Origin of the sequence: Flavobacterium columnare, from assembly GCF_014844295.1 — a bacterium.
Classification (GTDB): domain Bacteria; phylum Bacteroidota; class Bacteroidia; order Flavobacteriales; family Flavobacteriaceae; genus Flavobacterium; species Flavobacterium columnare.
Window position 1 is genome coordinate 2,290,001 of sequence record NZ_CP054494.1, and the last position, 18,939, is coordinate 2,308,939.

Genomic DNA, 18,939 nt, shown 5'->3' on the forward strand with positions numbered 1-18,939 from the left:
AACCTGAAACCATACGCCTACAAGCGGTCGGAGCAGCAAAAGCTGTGACGGCGTGCCTTTTGCATAATGAGCCTACGAGTTAACGTTGCTGGCAAGGTTAAGCACTTCAGGTGCGGATCCGTAGCGAAAGCGAGTCTGAATAGGGCGCTTGAGTCAGTAATGTTAGACGCGAAACCGTGTGATCTACCCATGGGCAGGATGAAGCTGTGGTAACACATAGTGGAGGTCCGAACCGGTTGACGTTGAAAAGTCTTCGGATGACCTGTGGGTAGGGGTGAAAGGCCAATCAAACTCGGAAATAGCTCGTACTCCCCGAAATGCATTTAGGTGCAGCGCAGTGGTAGAGTTATATAGAGGTAGAGCTACTGATTGGATGCGGGGGCTTCACCGCCTACCAATTCCTGACAAACTCCGAATGCTATATAATATACACAGCAGTGAGGGCTGGGGTGCTAAGGTCCCAGTCCGAGAGGGAAAGAACCCAGACCATCAGCTAAGGTCCCCAAATGTATACTAAGTTGATCAAACGCGGTTTGATTGCATCGACAGCTAGGATGTTGGCTTGGAAGCAGCCATTCATTTAAAGAGTGCGTAACAGCTCACTAGTCGAGCGATCGAGCATGGATAATAATCGGGCATAAGTATACTACCGAAGCTATGGATTTGACAAAAGTCAAGTGGTAGGGGAGCATTCTAACATCGTAGAAGGGATTCCGTGAGGATTTCTGGAGAGGTTAGAAAAGAAAATGTAGGCATAAGTAACGATAAGGGGTGCGAGAAACACCCCCGCCGCAAAACTAAGGTTTCCGCAGCTATGCTAATCAGCTGCGGGTTAGTCGGGACCTAAGGCGAATCCGAAAGGAACAGTCGATGGCCAACGGGTTAATATTCCCGTACTACTTATAATTGTGATGGAGTGACGCAGTGGTGAAAGTACCGCGAACTGACGGAATAGTTCGTTAAAGCACCTAGCTATAGGCCCGGTAGGCAAATCCGCTGGGACTGGTGAAATGCGATAGTACTCGGATTCTTCGGATGATGGGATAGTGTACCTAAAGGCTGCCAAGAAAACCTTCTAAACATAGATTATAAGTACCCGTACCGTAAACCGACACAGGTAGTTGAGGAGAGTATCCTAAGGCGCTCGAGAGATTCATGGCTAAGGAATTAGGCAAAATAGACCTGTAACTTCGGGAGAAAGGTCGCCAGCGCAAGCTGGCCGCAGTGAAAAGGTCCAGGCGACTGTTTATCAAAAACACAGGGCTCTGCCAAATCGTAAGATGAAGTATAGGGCCTGACACCTGCCCGGTGCTGGAAGGTTAAGAGGAGATGTTATGAGCAATCAGAAGCATTGAATTGAAGCCCCAGTAAACGGCGGCCGTAACTATAACGGTCCTAAGGTAGCGAAATTCCTTGTCGGGTAAGTTCCGACCTGCACGAATGGTGTAACGATCTGGACACTGTCTCAGCCATGAGCTCGGTGAAATTGTAGTATCGGTGAAGATGCCGATTACCCGCAGTGGGACGAAAAGACCCTGTGCACCTTTACTATAGCTTAGTATTGACCTTGGATAAGTGATGTGTAGGATAGGTGGGAGACTGTGAAATGGCGTCGCTAGGCGTTGTGGAGTCATTGTTGAAATACCACCCTTTGCTTATCTGAGGCCTAACTCCATATTGTGGAGGACATTGCTTGGTGGGTAGTTTGACTGGGGTGGTCGCCTCCAAAAGAGTAACGGAGGCTTCTAAAGGTTCCCTCAGCACGCTTGGTAACCGTGCGTAGAGTGCAATGGCATAAGGGAGCTTGACTGAGAGACATACAGGTCGATCAGGTACGAAAGTAGAGCATAGTGATCCGGTGGTTCCGCATGGAAGGGCCATCGCTCAAAGGATAAAAGGTACGCCGGGGATAACAGGCTGATCTCCCCCAAGAGCTCATATCGACGGGGGGGTTTGGCACCTCGATGTCGGCTCGTCACATCCTGGGGCTGGAGAAGGTCCCAAGGGTTGGGCTGTTCGCCCATTAAAGTGGCACGCGAGCTGGGTTCAGAACGTCGTGAGACAGTTCGGTCTCTATCTACTGTGGGCGTTAGAAATTTGAGTGGATCTGACTCTAGTACGAGAGGACCGAGTTGGACCAACCGCTGGTGTATCTGTTGTTCCGCCAGGAGCACCGCAGAGTAGCTACGTTGGGAAGGGATAAGCGCTGAAAGCATATAAGCGCGAAACCCACCACAAGATGAGATTTCTTTTAAGGGTCGTGGAAGATGACCACGTTGATAGGCTATAGATGTAAAGGCAGTAATGTCACAGTCAAGTAGTACTAATAACCCGTAAGCTTATTGTAAGAGCCCCCTAACCCCCAAAGGGGGAACCTCAGGGGGCTCGTAAAATTCTTTCCAAATTAAATATTTATCTCAATATGTTAAAATATTTGTTTCGTTTAAAAACGAGACAGTCTTAAATAAGAAAGTCCAAAGGAAACTTTACGACATTCGACTTTAGACTTAAAACCTTAAGGTGGTTATTGCGGCGGGGCTCACCTCTTCCCATTTCGAACAGAGAAGTTAAGCCCGCCAGCGTCGATGGTACTGCATTTTGTGGGAGAGTAGATCGCCGCCTTTCTTTAGAAACCCTTCATCCGAAACGATGAAGGTTTTTTGTTTTATATGAATTTATTGTATCATACCGAAATCACGGATCAAGTCAAAAACGGGAGTGTATTAAAAAGTGTGTAAATCATTTTTATAATCAATATTTCAATGTTCAAAACAAGATAAAGGAAAGAAAATTAAGTGTAGCGTAGCGGAACGTATTTTCTTTCCTTTATCTTGTTTCTTTCTTTCTTTTTAATTCCTCTATATCTCTAAAAGCACTTACTGGATACTTGTATGTTTTATATTCTTTTTCCAATGCTACCGAACCCATTAAAGCAATAACTGAAGACACGTTCGGCATGGCTCCTCTCATTTTCAAAACACGCTTGTAATCTCTGTTCAACCGTTCAATCCAGTTGGTCGAATAAACCATTCTTTGAATTTGTGGCGGATAATCTAAATAATTCAAGTTGCTAGTTTAAAAATGAAAAACAAAGCAAAAGGTTAAGTAAATTTGTTTTGCTAACCAATAAACGAAACCCATGCTTTGTAAAGACAAAATTATATCAATTTTTTGTTTAATTGATGATATTTTAAAAGGAATTAATCATCAAGATGATATAAGAAGAAAAGTAAGTGATAGTGAAATCATTCTGACAGCCTTAGTTTCATCGACTAGTTTTTATGGAAATCATGATTCAGCTATTCGATTTATGAAACAATATGGATTTATTCCAGATATGTTAGATAAAAGTAGATTTAACAGAAGATTACACAAAATTGGATCAATCCTATATGAGTTATTTGAGATTATAAGTTCTTATTTTAAAGATATTTGTTGTGAGATGCAATATATAATAGATTCATTTCCAGTAGCATTTTGTCATAATATGCGAATTGCGAATTGTAAAATTGTTAGTGGTAAGAAATGGAGAGGTTATACAGCAAGTATGCGAAGCTATTTCTATGGAATAAAAGTTCAATTACTTACAACAAAAGCAGGAATACCAATTGCTTTTCATTTTACACCAGGGAAAACTGGAGATGCAAAGGCTATTGGGAAAATGATTGATAAATTGCCAGCTGAAGCATCAATATACGCTGATAGTGCTTATACAAATTATAAATTAGAAGATTTTGCTAAAGAAGAAAAATGTATTTTATTGAAAGTACAACGAAAATCAAATTCAAAAAGATTTGATACTGAACAACAAAAAAATGAAAAATTAAAAATGAGAAAAAAAGTAGAAACCACAATAAGTGACATTAAAAAATTATTCCCTAGAACAATACATGCAGTCACATTAAATGGATTCCTTATAAAACTAACATTATTCGTTTTTGGACTCCAATTAAATAAGTTGTAATAGCCACTACTTTACCTGACAGTTGTAAGTTAAATTAAGTTTGTCAGATTGTTTGTTTTTTCAATTCCCTTGGGGGCTTTTTCAGATGAAAGAAAAAAATGATTCTGATGCAATTTATTCAAGTTTTTTTCATCTGCCAAATATTTGGTATCTAAAAAAGTTTTTAAAGGAGTTTGTCCATAACAAAACTTACCAGAATGGGGTCTGTTTTGATTGTATTCTATCAGCCAAAGGTCAAGGTCTATTTGAAGTTGTTCAATTGAGTTATAAACTTTTTTTCTAAAAGCTATGGCATAAAATTCATTTTGTATAGTTCTATGAAAACGTTCGCAAATACCATTAGTCTGAGGACTTCTAGCTTTGGTTTTAGTATGATCTATGTCTTCAATAGCTAGATAAAGTTGAAAATCGTGATCTTGTGAACCACAATACTCTGTTCCTCTATCGGTAAGTATTCTAAGTAAAGAAACATCTTGTTCTTGATAAAATGGGAGCACTTTATCATTAAGCATATCTGCTGCTACGAGTGAATTTTTTTGGTCGTATAGTTTTGCAAAAGCAACTTTAGAATAAGTGTCTATGAAAGTTTGTTGGTAAATTCTTCCTACTCCTTTAATTGTGCCAACATAATAGGTGTCTTGTGCTCCCAAATAACCTGGATGAGCGGTTTCTATTTCTCCGTGAGCTTCTTTTTCTTCTTTAGCTTTTTCAATGGCTACGACTTGTGATTCAGTAAGAATCAAACCTTCTTTTGCTACTTTTGTCTCTAAGGCTTTTAATCGCTTTTTAAAGGTCTCTAAATCATTACGAAGCCAAATCGAACGAACTCCTCCAGGAGAAAGTACAATGCCTTCTTTACGCAATTCATTACTCACTCTTTGCTGACCTAGAGATGGATTATCTGTAGCAATGCTTACTACTTTTTGCTCAATGTAGGGTTCAACACGATTTTTAATAATGGGTTTGCTTCGACTTATTTCTTGAAGTGCTAATTCGCCTCCTGTTTCATATAATTCTTGAAAACGATAAAAACTATCACGACTGTAGCCCATAATCCTACAAGCTTCTGATACATTTTTTAATTTGTTTGCTAAGTTTAATAGTCCAATTTTATTACCTATTATTTTTTGATTTGTTGTCATATTTAATCTTTGTTTAAAATTAATACTTTAATTGGTAACTGTCAGATTAAATATTAACTATTACAAATAAGTCGATTAACTAGCAACTTGAATTAAATAAGTAAAATAAGCTATATTTCGCTCATTTTTGAAACTTTTTATGCTTGGATATTTACTTTCCCTCTTTTGAACAAAATTAATTAATTTTTCAAATGAAGCAATTGGTGTTGTGCTTTTTGTTTCTACTTGGTATATTTCCTTTAATTCTATTGCTATTTCTACTCGTTTTGTTCGTGGAAAAATAGCTAATATATTTCGTTTAAAATGAACCACACAGAGTTGATGTTTGGCATTAGGGAAGACTTTTGCACTAGCGTTTTCAATAGATGTTAAGCCGTCAGAGACCACTAATCCAATACTTTTTACACCTCTTGTTTTTAAGCTCTCCAACTCTTGTTGCCACAATAAAGCTCCTTCTGTGGGATGATTTACAATTGTTAAAACCTCCCTTGTTTCTTCTTCTTTAATACCTAAAATTGTGAAATAGCCTTCTTTCTTAACCGAATCATCTCGCCTTGTATGAACAAAAGTAGCATCAATATAAAGTACTAAATAATGTTCTTCTAAGTCTCTTTTAAGCCATAATTCAATTTCTTTTTTACTCTCCTTCATCAAGTAACTTATCTGCTGCTTGCTGTAATCTTTACCGTAAAGTTCTTCATAAACGTCGCTTACTTGCTCTGTTGTTTAACCTTTTCTATAAAGACTAAAAATGAGTTTTCGATGCTCTTCATCCTCATTTCTTAGAACTCCAAGCAATGCTGGATAAAAGGTACCTCTTCGTGTTCTTGGTTCCTTTAAAACCATTTCTTTGCCAAAACCATTAGTCGTTCTAGTTCTAAATCCATTTGCATAATCCGTGGGATTTTCTAGCGGATGCAATACCCGTTCTGACTTCATAAAGGTCTCTAAGGTCATTTGCATTAATAAATTCGTTCCATTTTCTGAATTTGCAACTTCCAATAATAATTCCGAAATTTGAGCGTGTGTAAAGTCCATAATTGTAAATTTTAATGGTTCATAATTTTAAAATTACAAAAAATTCTTTACACACTTTTTTTGTACAGTATCCCGCCGAAAGGGAGAGCTTCCGCCAAAGGCTGACGAAAGTTTTGTTTGAGGAGGGGCACGCCCAAAAAATTAGTATTTGAAGTCTAAAAAAGTTATATTTGCAGACTTTTTAAAAATAATTAACCATGAAAGCAGGTATTGTAGGCTTACCGAATGTAGGAAAATCAACTTTATTCAATTGTTTGTCGAATGCGAAGGCGCAGAGTGCTAATTTTCCGTTTTGTACAATTGAACCGAATATTGGAGTGGTGAATGTACCAGACCCGCGTTTGGAAAAATTAGAAGAATTGGTTAATCCAGAGCGTGTGTTGCCTGCGACTGTTGAGATTGTGGATATTGCAGGGTTGGTAAAAGGTGCGAGTAAAGGTGAAGGATTAGGAAATCAGTTTTTGGGTAATATTCGCGAATGTAACGCAATCATTCATGTGTTGCGTTGTTTTGATAATGATAATATTGTGCACGTGGATGGGAATGTGAACCCGATTCGTGACAAAGAAACGATTGATATCGAATTGCAGTTAAAAGATCTAGAAACCGTTGAAAAACGTTTGGATAAAGCTAAAAAAATGGCGAAATCGGGCAATAAAGAAGCGATTGTTGAAGCGGATTTATTAGAGCGTATTAAAGCAGTTTTATTAGAAGGGAAGTCGGCTCGTGTGATTGAACCTAAAAATCAGGACGAGGCGGACTGTTTAGATATGATTCAGTTGATTACTTCAAAGCCTGTGTTGTATGTGTGTAATGTAGATGAAGCATCGGCAGCTAATGGGAATGCGTATGTTGAACAGGTGAAAGAGTTGGTGAAGGATGAGAATGCGCAGGTGATTGTATTAGCAGTTGCCACTGAAGCGGATATTACAGAGCTAGAAACTTATGAAGAGCGTCAGATGTTTTTAGGGGACATGGGGTTAGAGGAACCTGGTGTATCGAAGTTAATCCGTTCGGCGTATAAATTATTGAACTTGCAGACGTATTTTACGGCTGGAGTAAAAGAGGTTCGTGCTTGGACTATTAAAGTGGGTGATACAGCTCCGAAAGCAGCAGGTGTGATTCACTCGGATTTTGAGAAAGGGTTTATCCGTGCAGAGGTGATTGCTTATGACGATTATGTGACTTTTGGTTCTGAAAGTAAGGTGAAGGAAGCGGGTAAGTTGCGTGTGGAAGGTAAGGAGTATATAGTAAAGGATGGTGATGTGATGCACTTTAGATTTAATGTATAGCTTGGTTATTGGTATTTTTAATATTTTATAAGAGGTGTACTAAAAGTGTAGAACTCACTTTCTAAGAATCGGATATGTGAAAATTATTTCCGAGGTATCCGAATAATTTAGTAACAAAAGAGGCTGTCATTTTGACAGCCTCTTTTTGTTTTAAAATTTATAGTTTAAAGATAGACTGAACATAGTTCCTAATTGGCTGAAATGGTACCCATCATAGGTCATCTGTGAATAACGTTGGTTGAAAGTAATTAAATTTGATTGTGTTTTTACAAAATTAGGGTCTGTTAAACTAGCTTCTCCCGTACTATTTTCAGCTTTAAATTCCCATTTAGGTAAAATATTAAATAAGTTGTTGATATTTAAGGCAAAAGTTAATTTGTTTGTGGCGTTAAAATTTATTCCTAAATCAGTTACAACTTTTGGTTTGAATTCAGTTCTTAAATTAGAATCTAATCCAACTTGTTTGAATACTGTTTTTCCAAATAAGGTGTTGTTTAGTGAAAAACCAAATTTTCCGATGTCATAATTAGTCCCTAAGATCCATTTGGTTTTAGGACGAGAAGTAAATAATAAATGTTGTTGTGTGGCATCTATAAGATCTTTTCCAAATTTTACTGGGATTTTGTTAGTATTCCAATTTTCAAATGTGTAATTTCCTGATAGATTAAATCCTAAATCTCCGCTTCCTAGTTTAATGTTTCGTATGCTAGCAACTACATCAATACCTCTTGTTCTAGTATCTAAAGCGTTGGTAAAGAAAGATAATGTCCCTAGATTTTTCCCGTTAATAGTCACGTCTTTAATTTCATCACTTAAAACAATTCTGTCGTAAACATTGATGTGGTAGTAGTCAAGTGTTAATGTAATGTTTTTCATTGGTTTGAAGCCTAAACCAATTGTGTAATTTTCAGATTTTTCAGCTTTTAATTTTTCAATTCCCATTTGACGAGCTTGAGGAGACACATTGTTTACTAATCCGCTTGCTAAAACACCTTGCCCTGGGAAAAAGCTATATTGTGATTTTTGGGTATAAATTTGATGTAAGGATGGAGCTCTAAATCCAGATGATACGGATGCTCTTAATGTTATTTTATCATCTAAAAATTTATATCTTCCGCTCAATTTACCTATGTAAGTTGTACCAAAGTCGCTATAATTTTCACCACGTAAGGTTGCATCTATTAAGAAGTTTTTTGTAAAATCTATAGTAGTTGCAATATACCCTCCAATATTATAACGATTGAATTTGCCTGAATTTTCGGGTCTGTTACCAGCAAATGAATCAGCACCCATTCCATCCCAAGAAGCTTTGTCTCCCTCTATAATGGTAAAGTTTTCAGTTCTAAATTCTGTGCCTATAGCAAAACTGATTTTATCGGTTAAATTTTTATTTATATCTATGTTTCCTACGATATGATCAAATTTTGTTCCTCCAGGTTTAAATGAAATAGGGCTATTTTGAAGATATAGATTAGCTCCGTTACTATCTAAAAGGGAAGAACGGTTAAATGAATTATTTACTGTGTATTCTTGTGTATTGCCTCCAAAGGTGATGCTTAAATCAGTGTTCCATCCGTTTTTAGTTGATTTTAAGCCTAAAGTAGCATTATAATCATTAAGATCTCCTTCAAAAGTAGGTGCGTATCCATCATAGCCATTTTTGCCATTTCCAGGGAACAATTGATTTAAAAAGGGATAGTCTGTTAAGGTTCTCCAATAGGGGGTTCTGTAGTTTGCAAATGAATTTACTTTTTTGTAAACATAAGCACCATTGAAATATAATTTTGAATTTTCAGATGTATCCAAGCCTCCATTGATTTCAAATTTAGCGGCTGCCGTTGCAGGTGATCCATTTGTATTACCAGCATCTGGGTGTCTGTTTAGAAAATCTTGGACATCTACTATGTTTGCATTAAAATCTTTAGCTTCTCCTTGTGCATCAACAGTACCAGGTCTATTGGCTAAAGTTGCTTTAGAAAAATCTAAGGTGTAATTAATAAACCCTTTTTCGTTAAAAGCCGTTGTGCCGTTATTAAGGCTTGCTCCAATCATTTTTCCGTCTCCTTTTCCAGTAATTCCCGTTCGTAGAGTGGTAGATCCTGAATTAGGGTTGTTTTTTAATATGATATTCATAACCCCTGCAATAGCATCAGATCCGTATTGAGCTGAGGCGCCATCACGTAATATTTCAACTCTTTCAATAGCATCTTGAGGGATCGCTGAAATGTCTGCTCCTGTTTCGCCACGTCCAGGAGAGGTTTGTGTATATACTAATGCACTCATGTTTTTACGCTTGCCGTTGATTAAGATTAATGTACGGCTAGGTCCCATATTTCGTATTTCATAAGGGTCTAATAAGGATGTAGCATCATTTACAGGAGTTTGAACCGTATTAAATGAAGGAATTCTGTATTGCAATGCTTTGTCAAATGAAGCTTGTCCTGTTGAAGCCAATTCTTTAGAAGATAATAGGTCGATAGGTAAAGATGTGGTGGTATTACTTCGAGGGGCTGTTCTAGTCCCCACCACTACTACTTCATCTAAACTTTTATTTTCTTCTTGTAGCACTATGTTTAATTCAATGTTTTGGTCTTTTAACTCAATTTCTCTAGTTTCTGTTTTATAGCCCATATAATTGAATTTTAAGGTGTGTTTTCCTGGATTTAGTTTAATGGAAAAGCTACCGTCGAAATCAGAGGTTGTAGCACCTGCATTGTTAGCAGTAATATTAACTCCTGGAATTCCTAGTCCTCCAGTGTCTTTAATAGATCCTTTTATGAGGTTTTGGGAAAAACCTGTCCAAGTCATTATTAGCAATAATAAGCAATGAATTTTTTTCATATTTATTTTTTTTAGGTTATTGTTTTATCAAATATCTAAAAAAAATGTTAATAATGAAAAAATGTTTTTATTTTTTTCTTTTATTTATTCGTTTTTGTTAATAGATTGTTTTATTTTCTTTTTACATACTTTTCAAGTATCTTAGCACCCAATCGTTTTTATATATGTTCGAACAAAATCAATACACCGAAGATAATATACGTTCTCTCGACTGGAGAGAGCATATCCGTATGCGTCCTGGGATGTACATCGGTAAGTTGGGAGATGGATCATCACCTGATGATGGTATTTATATTTTGGTTAAAGAGGTCCTAGATAACTGTATAGATGAGTTTGTAATGGGAGCTGGGAAAACCATAGAAGTTACCTTAAAAGATAAGATGATTACTGTTAGGGATTATGGTCGAGGTATTCCCTTAGGAAAAGTAGTGGATGTAGTATCCAAAATGAATACAGGAGGGAAATATGATTCCAAAGCATTTAAAAAATCAGTTGGTTTAAATGGAGTGGGTACTAAAGCAGTAAACGCTCTTTCTACTTTTTTTAGAGTTGAATCAGTACGTGATAATCAACAAAAAGCGGCTGAATTTTCAGCTGGAACCCTTACTGTAGAGGAAGATGTTGTAGAAACTACTAAACGTAAAGGAACGAAGGTTAGTTTTATAGCAGATGATACGATTTTTAAACATTATAAGTATCGTAACGAATACATTGTTAGAATGTTAAAAAACTATTGTTATTTAAATAAAGGATTAACAATAGTATATAATGGTGAAAAATTTTTTTCAGAAAATGGATTAAAAGATTTATTAGAAGAAACCATTACAGAAGAAGATATGCAATATCCTATCATACATCTAATGGGTGATGATATAGAAGTTGCTATGACACATAGTAGAACACAATATTCTGAAGAATATTACTCGTTTGTTAACGGACAAAATACAACACAAGGGGGAACTCATTTAGCGGCATTTCGAGAAGCTATTGTACGTACAATTAAAGAGTTTTATAATAAAAATTTTGAAGCATCTGATATTCGTAAATCAATTGTTTCCGCAATTTCTATTAAAGTAGAAGAACCTGTTTTTGAGTCACAAACTAAAACTAAATTAGGATCTACCGATATGGGACCTAATTCGCCTACGGTTCGTACTTATATAAACGATTTTATTAAAACAAATTTAGATAATTTCTTACATAAAAATCCAGAGGTAGCAGATTTGTTACTTCGTAAAATTTTACAAGCAGAACGCGAACGTAAAGAATTGTCGGGCATTCGTAAGTTAGCTAAAGAACGAGCTAAGAAAGCCAGTTTACATAACAAAAAATTGCGCGACTGTCGTGTGCATCTTACTGATGCAAAAAATGCACGTAGTTTAGAGAGCACTTTGTTTATTACCGAGGGAGATTCAGCTTCGGGGTCTATTACAAAATCTCGCGATGTGAATACTCAAGCGGTATTTAGTTTGCGTGGAAAGCCTTTGAATACCTATGGAATGACCAAAAAAATAGTGTATGAAAACGAGGAATTCAATTTGCTTCAAGCCGCATTGAATATCGAAGAAAGTATGGAAGATTTGCGTTACAACAACATTGTAATCGCAACCGATGCCGATGTGGATGGGATGCACATTCGTTTGTTGTTAATTACTTTTTTCTTGCAGTTTTTCCCAGAAATCATCAAAGAAGGACATTTGTATATATTGCAAACGCCTTTGTTCCGTGTTCGTAACAAGAAAGAAACGATTTATTGTTATAGTGATGAGGAACGACGTAATGCTATTGAGAAGTTAAAACCAAAACCAGAAATCACCCGATTCAAGGGATTAGGAGAGATTTCACCAGATGAATTCAAATATTTTATTGGAGAAGATATTCGTTTAGACCCTGTAATGTTGGACAAAGCGACTTCTATCGAAAAATTATTAGAGTTCTATATGGGTAAGAATACCCCTGACCGTCAGGAATTTATTATCAAGAATTTGAAAGTGGAGTTGGATACGGTGGAGGAGTTGAATAGTTAGTGTTCTATTGACGATAATTTTATAAAAGAAAAACAGAAAAAATGAACTTCATAAAAAAATTTAGCATAATAGGCTTATTTGGTACAAATAATATAGATATTATTTTCAAAGAAAACAAAATGATTTTGATCGGTGAAAATGGATTAGGAAAAACACAAATACTTAATTTGCTTTATTATACTTTAACTAGAAATTTTCTTCGACTTAGTGATTTTAATTTTGAAAAATTAACTATTTCCTTTGAAAACCGAGAAGTTGAAATTACAAAAGATCTTATTGCTAAATCAATAGATAGATTGTTTAAAGACTCTGAAATAAAGGATTTCGTTAAAGAATTTGGATATGCTCAATTTGAATTTTTAAGTAAAAAATGGACACATAATAAGAGGAGTACATATGAGCTAGAAAAATTGCTAGAAAGAAATTATAAGTTCAGAAAGTATCCTCTTCATAGAATATTTAGATATTTTGAAGATTCTGAATTTAAACAAGGGTTTGATAATAATTTAAAAGAAATTGATTTAAAAATTAAAAACGAACTTGATAATTCAGAGATTATGTATTTCCCAACCTATAGAAGAGTAGAAGAAGATTTACATAATTTGGGTTATGATGATGATGAATTTTTGGATGAAGAAGTAACATTAATCCAGTTTGGGATGGATGATGTTCAAAAGCAATTCGTCCAATTAGAAAAAAAAATTGATAATTTGTTAAAAGATGGTCTAACTCAGTTTACTAAAGATATATTAAATATTATAGTAATTGATAATGAAGAGCCAATTGAAGATGTGTTGGAAAAGGTGAATGAGGAAGATATTAATTTGATTTTATCTAGATTGGGAACGTTACTTACAGATTTGCAAAAACAGTCAATTAAAAGCTTTGTAATTGATAAAAAGGTAAATAATCCTACATCAAAGCATTTGTTAAATAAATTAGTTAAAAGTTATGAGGAACAAAAACCTTATGATAAAAGAATTATTGTATTTAGAGATGTATGTAATAAGTATTTAATTAACAAAGAAGTTTTTTACGATGAGAGAAAGATTAAGATCTATATAAGATCAAAAATCACCCAAGAAAAAATAGATTTAAAAAATTTATCATCGGGAGAAAAACAAATTATCTCAATTTTTTCAAAAATTTACCTGTCAGCAGAAGATAAAAGGTTTATAGTTTTATTTGATGAGCCTGAACTTTCTTTGAGTATGTTATGGCAAAAAGAATTATTGCCTGATATAATAAATTCAAATAAATGTGATTTTTTATTGGCAGTTACACACTCCCCATTTATTTTTGATAATGAATTAGATAGGTATGCTGTAGGTTTAAATGAATATTTTTCAATCTCAAAAGAAAATTTATAATGAATTTAAGTGTTGACGATTTGAGAAATAGCAGAGGAGAATCTGTTGTAGCATTTACAGAGTTTGCTAATTCAACTAGAGCATTGCCAAATCATTTATTTTGTTTTTTTGAGGGTAAGGATAATCCTTATTATGTGCCAAGAATAAAAAAATATACAAATCATTATCACCCTATAAAATGTGGAGGACGATCTAAAGTTTTTGAGGTTTATGAACTTATTAAAAATAAAGAAGTTTATACTAGATATAAAAAAGCATTTTTTATAGATAGAGATTTTAATGAACCACTTCAGGAACTGAATCCTCCTGTTTTTGAGACACCTTGTTATTCTATTGAAAATTTATATGTTTCAAGTTCTGTATTTAAAGAAATATTAATTAATGAATTTAGTTTGTCAGCAACCACAAACCCATTGCATAATACATATCTAAATTTATATGAGCAAAGACAAGAAGAATTTCATAATTCGGTTTTATTGTTTAATGCTTGGTACTCTTGTTTAATTGATATAAGAAATAGTCAACGAATACAGACTGGTGTAAATCTAGATGATAAATTTCCTAAAAACTTTATAAACTTTACCATTGATCAAGTTTCAATAAATTATGATCTTTCAAGATTAAATGCAGAATTTCCTTCTGCGATTGATATTGATGAAAATATATTGACAGCGAAAATTAATGAGTTCCAAGATTGTGATAAGTTAAAGGTATTTAGAGGGAAATATGAAATGGAATTTCTAATAAAATTTATTGATATGATGATATTAGAAGAAAAAACAAATAATAAAAAATTAAAATTTTCATTTGCTGGTGCTCTAAATAATGAGAGAGCTATCGCGATTTTTAGTAATTATGCAGAAACCCCAGAAAGTTTGAATCTTTACATTCAGAAGGTGATTAATTAACTAGATTTTAATGGAACAAAACAACAACAATAGAACACCCCTCAATCCTGAAAATAATTTCTTTCAGGAGGTGATTACTATTGTTAAAAGTTCACATCAGCAGTTAGTAAGTACTGTAAATCAAACACTGGTTACTACTTACTATGAAATTGGTCGGAAAATAGTTGAAGAAGAACAAAAGGGCAATGAACGCGCAGAATATGGCAAATATTTAATCCAATTACTATCTAACAGACTCACACAAGAATTTGGCAAAGGATTTAGTATTCGTAATCTTGAGCAAATGCGCAGATTTTATCAAGTATTTACAATTCCGCAGACACTGTCTGCGGAATTAGAAAACTCAAAATCCGAATCACTGTCTCGGATTTTTGATATAAAACAAAAAACGCAGACACTGACTGCGCAATTCAAACTTTCTTGGTCACATTATATATTTCTTAGTTCGATGGATGATAAACTAGAACGCAATTTCTATGAAATAGAATCTATCAAACACAATTGGAGTGTTCGAGAATTAAAGCGTCAATACAATTCGGCATTATTTGCAAGATTATCATTAAGCAGAGATAAAGAAGAAGTTTTTAAACTTGCCCAAGAAGGTCAAATTATTGAAAAACCAAAAGATTTAATAAAAGACCCGTATATATTAGAGTTTTTAGGATTAGCTGAAAAAGTACAATATTCGGAAGAAGAACTTGAAACTGAAATCATAGATAAATTAGAAGCCTTTTTGATGGAATTAGGGCACGGTTTTACCTTTGTGGCGCGTCAAAAAAGAATTTCATTTGATGAAAAACATTTTTATATTGACTTAGTATTTTATAACCGAATTTTAAAATGTTTTGTACTTATTGATTTGAAAATAGGCGAACTCAAACATCAAGATTTAGGACAAATGCAGATGTATCTCAATTATTATGATAGGGAAATGCGTTTGGAAGACGAAAACAAAACCATTGGAATAATATTGTGTCAAAATAAAAGCAATTTACTGGTTGAATATTCTTTACCAGAAGAAAATGACCAAATATTCGCTAGTAAATACAAAACGGTTTTACCAACAGTAGAAGAATTTAAAAAGATAATTTCGTAAGAAAGCTACACAAAGTCACCCTAAGTTTAGCACAAAGTCAAAGAAGTTAAAAAAACTTTGTGAAACATTGTGAAGTACTTTGTGTAACAAAAATATGATTATGCAAGAAGAAAACGATATCAGTAAAATAATCTTAGACTGTGCCTATAAAGTGCATACAAAATTGGGCTCAGGATTATTGGAAAAGTATATCGCGAGTGTTTGGTTTTTGAATTAGAAAAATGTGGATTGAATGTTAAACAAGAAAAAGGATTTCCAGTCGTTTATGAAGATATCAAATTTGATTGCGGATATAGAGTAGATATAATAGTAAATGATAAAGTTATTATTGAGTTAAAAGTACTTGAAGAATTTAGAATCGAACATATTGCACAATGTTTAACATATATGCGGTTAACAGATTGTAGATTGGGTTTACTTTTAAGTTTTTATAAAAAATCATTAAAAGACGGAATAAAAAGATTAGTAATTTAAAAGCCTTGTGAAACTTAGTGTTTGACTTAGTGGAACATTGTGACCCTAAATTATGAGTGAAGAAAACGAAAATATAGAAGACGATTTAACCCTAGAAAGCAAAAACCAATCTGAAGAAAACACTTCTGAGGAAGGATATTTTTTGGGAGAACATTTTTATGAAAATAATGAAGAAAATCCTGATGCTACGATTACCAAGGTAACGGGTATGTATAAGGATTGGTTCTTGGATTATGCTTCTTATGTAATCCTTGAGCGTGCTGTACCAGCTATTGAGGACGGTTTTAAACCCGTACAACGTCGTATTATGCACTCCATGAAAGAGTTGGACGATGGACGTTATAACAAGGTAGCAAATGTAGTAGGGCATACCATGCAGTACCATCCACACGGTGATGCCAGTATTGGTGATGCCATGGTGCAAATTGGACAAAAAGATTTATTAATTGATACCCAAGGAAACTGGGGAAATATACTAACGGGAGACGGTGCTGCGGCATCCCGTTACATCGAGGCACGTTTAAGTAAGTTTGCCTTAGAGGTGTTATATTCTCCTAAAATTACAGAATGGGGATTGTCTTATGATGGTCGTCGTGCGGAGCCTATTAACTTACCTGTAAAATTTCCACTACTCTTAGCTCAAGGAGGAGAAGGTATTGCGGTAGGTTTATCAACTAAAATTTTACCCCATAATTTTAATGAGTTAATTGATGCTTCTATTAAAATTTTAAAAGGAAAATCATTTACACTTTATCCTGATTTTCCAACAGCTGGTATTGCAGATGTTTCTAACTATAATGATGGTTTGCGAGGCGGACGTGTGCGAGTACGTGCAAAAGTATCGCAATTAGATAAACAGACCCTTGTTATTACTCAAATTCCATTTTCTACTAATACGACTTCTTTAATTGATAGTATTTTAAAGGCAAACGATAAAGGGAAAATAAAAATCAAGAAAATTGAAGACAATACGGCAGCGGAAGTTGAAATATTGATTCATTTGCCACCTGGTGTTTCTCCTGATAAGACAATTGATGCTCTTTATGCCTTCACAGCTTGCGAAACGTCTATTTCTCCTTTAGGCTGCGTGATTGAAGATAATAAACCATTGTTCATAGGGGTATCGGAAATGTTACGTATTTCTACACACCGTACACTTGATTTATTACGTCAAGAACTAGAAGTACAATTGGCAGAACTAGAAAATAAATGGCATTTCTCAACTTTAGAGAAAATATTTATACGAGAGGAAATGTACATCGATTTTAAATTGTATGCCAATAGAGAATCGTTGTATGAATATATGTACAAACGTTTTGAACCCTTTAGAAAGTTATTAGTACGTGATATTATAGATGAAGATTTGCAAAAATTAACGCAGATTCCTATGATTCGTATAACCCGATTTGACTCTGATAAGGCAGATGAATTGATAGCTAAATTAGAGGATGAAATAGCAGAAATTAAACATCATTTGGATAATTTAATTGATTTTGCAATTGCTTATTTCGCTAGGTTAAAAGAAAAATATGGTAAAGGTCGTGAGCGTCAAACTGAAATACGAAATTTTGAAAATATAGAAGCTACTAAAGTGGTTCTAAGAAACACAAAATTGTATGTAAATCGTGAAGAAGGTTTTGTAGGAACATCCCTCAAAAAAGACGAATATGTGGCCGATTGTAGTGATATTGATGATGTTATTTGTTTTTTACGTAATGGTAAGATGATTGTTACAAAAGTAGATGAAAAGAAATTTGTAGGTAAGGAGATCATTCATATAGCTGTATTTGATAAAAACGACAAGCGTACCATTTATAATATGATTTATCGCGATGGTAAATCAGGTCCCTCATTTATCAAACGTTTTAGTGTTTCAGGTGTAACTAGAGATAAAGAATATGATTTAACTCAGGAAAAAACAGGTTCGCAAGTCTTGTATTTTTCGGCTAATCCAAATGGTGAAGCAGAAACAGTAACTATTTTACTGCGTCAAGTTGGAAGTGTCAAAAAATTAAAATGGGACATAGATTTTGCTGATATTATGATCAAAGGAAGAGCTTCTAAAGGGAATACAGTGGCTAAATATCCGATTAAAAAAATTGAGTTAAAAGAAAGAGGCATTTCTACCTTGCGCCCAAGAAAAGTATGGTTTGACGATACCGTACAACGTTTGAATGTTGATGGAAGAGGGGAATTATTAGGGGAATTTAAACCGAATGACCGTTTGCTAATCATTCATCAATCAGGTAAAATTAAAACAGTAATTCCTGAGCTAACCACGCACTTTGAAGACGATATGATTGTATTGGAAAAATGGCATCCTCAAAAACCTATTTCGGCTATTTATTATGATGGTGAAAAAGAGCGTTATTTTATAAAACGTTTTTTAGTTGAACATGAAAATAAAGAAGAGCTTTTTATCTCTGAACATGAAAAATCCCAATTAGAAATTGTTTCTACGGATTGGCGACCTATGGCAGAGGTTATTTTTGCTAAAAAAGGTGGGGTTCAAAAAGAAAATTTAATAGTTAATTTAGAGGAGTTTATTGCTGTAAAGGGAATAAAAGCATTAGGAAACCAATTAACAGCAGATAAAATTAAACAAATTAATATGTTGGAATCGCTTTTATATGAGGAACCAAAAGAACTTTCTGAAGAAAATTTTAAAAAGGATACAGAATTAGAAGAAGGAACTGATATCAAAGATTATGATATTACCCTAGAAGATGATGGGCAAATAACCTTGAGTTTGGATTAATACCACCATAAAAAGAGACTTTTTAAGGA

Annotated in this window: 11 protein-coding genes, 2 rRNA genes and 1 pseudogene (1 of these 14 running past the window's edge); 10 read left to right on the forward strand and 4 right to left on the reverse strand. The window is 34.4% G+C overall.

The features are described from left to right. Positions 1 to 2,347: ribosomal RNA gene (locus HUE53_RS09955) — 23S ribosomal RNA — on the forward strand; it begins 529 nt to the left of the window's first position. A 169-nt stretch (positions 2,348 to 2,516) separates the two neighbouring features. Further along, positions 2,517 to 2,625, forward strand: a 5S ribosomal RNA gene (gene rrf / locus HUE53_RS09960). 201 nt (positions 2,626 to 2,826) lie between these two features. Here rrf and HUE53_RS09965 read toward each other — a convergent pair. Further along, entirely contained in the window at positions 2,827 to 3,066 is a 240-nt protein-coding gene (locus tag HUE53_RS09965; protein ID WP_065213372.1) for a transposase, read from the reverse strand. Positions 3,067 to 3,139: 73 nt separating this feature from the next. Here HUE53_RS09965 and HUE53_RS09970 point away from each other — a divergent pair, with 73 nt between their 5' ends. Continuing rightward, positions 3,140 to 3,964 carry an IS982 family transposase gene (locus HUE53_RS09970; protein ID WP_192188447.1) on the forward strand — a complete coding sequence of 275 codons (825 nt, stop codon included), beginning with the start codon at positions 3,140 to 3,142 and terminating at the stop codon, positions 3,962 to 3,964. A gap of 29 nt (positions 3,965 to 3,993) precedes the next feature. On the opposite strand, the gene HUE53_RS09975 is transcribed toward HUE53_RS09970, so the two are convergent. Next, complete coding sequence (locus HUE53_RS09975) at positions 3,994 to 5,106, reverse strand: IS481 family transposase (protein WP_065213373.1); 1,113 nt, start codon at positions 5,104 to 5,106, stop codon at positions 3,994 to 3,996. 75 nt (positions 5,107 to 5,181) lie between these two features. Further along, positions 5,182 to 6,144 (reverse strand): annotated as a pseudogene (locus HUE53_RS09980) (IS256 family transposase). Between the two features lie 197 nt (positions 6,145 to 6,341). Between HUE53_RS09980 and ychF the strand changes: the two are divergent. Next, positions 6,342 to 7,436 (forward strand): redox-regulated ATPase YchF, encoded by a 1,095-nt coding sequence (gene ychF, locus HUE53_RS09990; RefSeq protein WP_014165640.1) that lies wholly within the window; start codon positions 6,342 to 6,344, stop codon positions 7,434 to 7,436. Between the two features lie 150 nt (positions 7,437 to 7,586). On the opposite strand, the gene HUE53_RS09995 is transcribed toward ychF, so the two are convergent. Then, a complete protein-coding gene (locus HUE53_RS09995) occupies positions 7,587 to 10,277 on the reverse strand; it encodes a TonB-dependent receptor (RefSeq protein WP_041253227.1) in 2,691 nt (896 codons plus the stop codon). A 164-nt stretch (positions 10,278 to 10,441) separates the two neighbouring features. On the opposite strand from HUE53_RS09995, the gene HUE53_RS10000 reads away from it, so the two are divergent. The 6 genes from HUE53_RS10000 to HUE53_RS10025 all read left to right on the forward strand — a co-directional run bounded on the left by HUE53_RS10000 (position 10,442) and on the right by HUE53_RS10025 (position 18,910). Next, positions 10,442 to 12,304 carry a DNA topoisomerase IV subunit B gene (locus HUE53_RS10000; protein WP_065213377.1) on the forward strand — a complete coding sequence of 621 codons (1,863 nt, stop codon included), beginning with the start codon at positions 10,442 to 10,444 and terminating at the stop codon, positions 12,302 to 12,304. A 41-nt stretch (positions 12,305 to 12,345) separates the two neighbouring features. After that, on the forward strand, positions 12,346 to 13,674 hold the full coding sequence (locus HUE53_RS10005) for an AAA family ATPase (protein ID WP_065213378.1): 1,329 nt from the start codon (positions 12,346 to 12,348) through the stop codon (positions 13,672 to 13,674). Then, positions 13,674 to 14,582, forward strand: coding sequence for a DUF4435 domain-containing protein (locus HUE53_RS10010; RefSeq protein WP_065213379.1), 909 nt, complete (start codon positions 13,674 to 13,676; stop codon positions 14,580 to 14,582). Before HUE53_RS10005 ends, HUE53_RS10010 begins: the two co-directional genes overlap by 1 nt. Before the next feature lie 10 nt (positions 14,583 to 14,592). Then, positions 14,593 to 15,678, forward strand: a complete 1,086-nt coding sequence (locus tag HUE53_RS10015; RefSeq protein ID WP_192188448.1) for a PDDEXK nuclease domain-containing protein — start codon at positions 14,593 to 14,595, stop codon at positions 15,676 to 15,678. A gap of 201 nt (positions 15,679 to 15,879) precedes the next feature. Next, complete coding sequence (locus tag HUE53_RS10020) at positions 15,880 to 16,152, forward strand: GxxExxY protein (RefSeq protein WP_231138892.1); 273 nt, start codon at positions 15,880 to 15,882, stop codon at positions 16,150 to 16,152. Positions 16,153 to 16,204: 52 nt separating this feature from the next. Continuing rightward, positions 16,205 to 18,910, forward strand: a complete 2,706-nt coding sequence (locus HUE53_RS10025) for a DNA gyrase/topoisomerase IV subunit A (protein WP_014165635.1) — start codon at positions 16,205 to 16,207, stop codon at positions 18,908 to 18,910. The last annotated feature ends 29 nt before the right edge of the window (positions 18,911 to 18,939 follow it).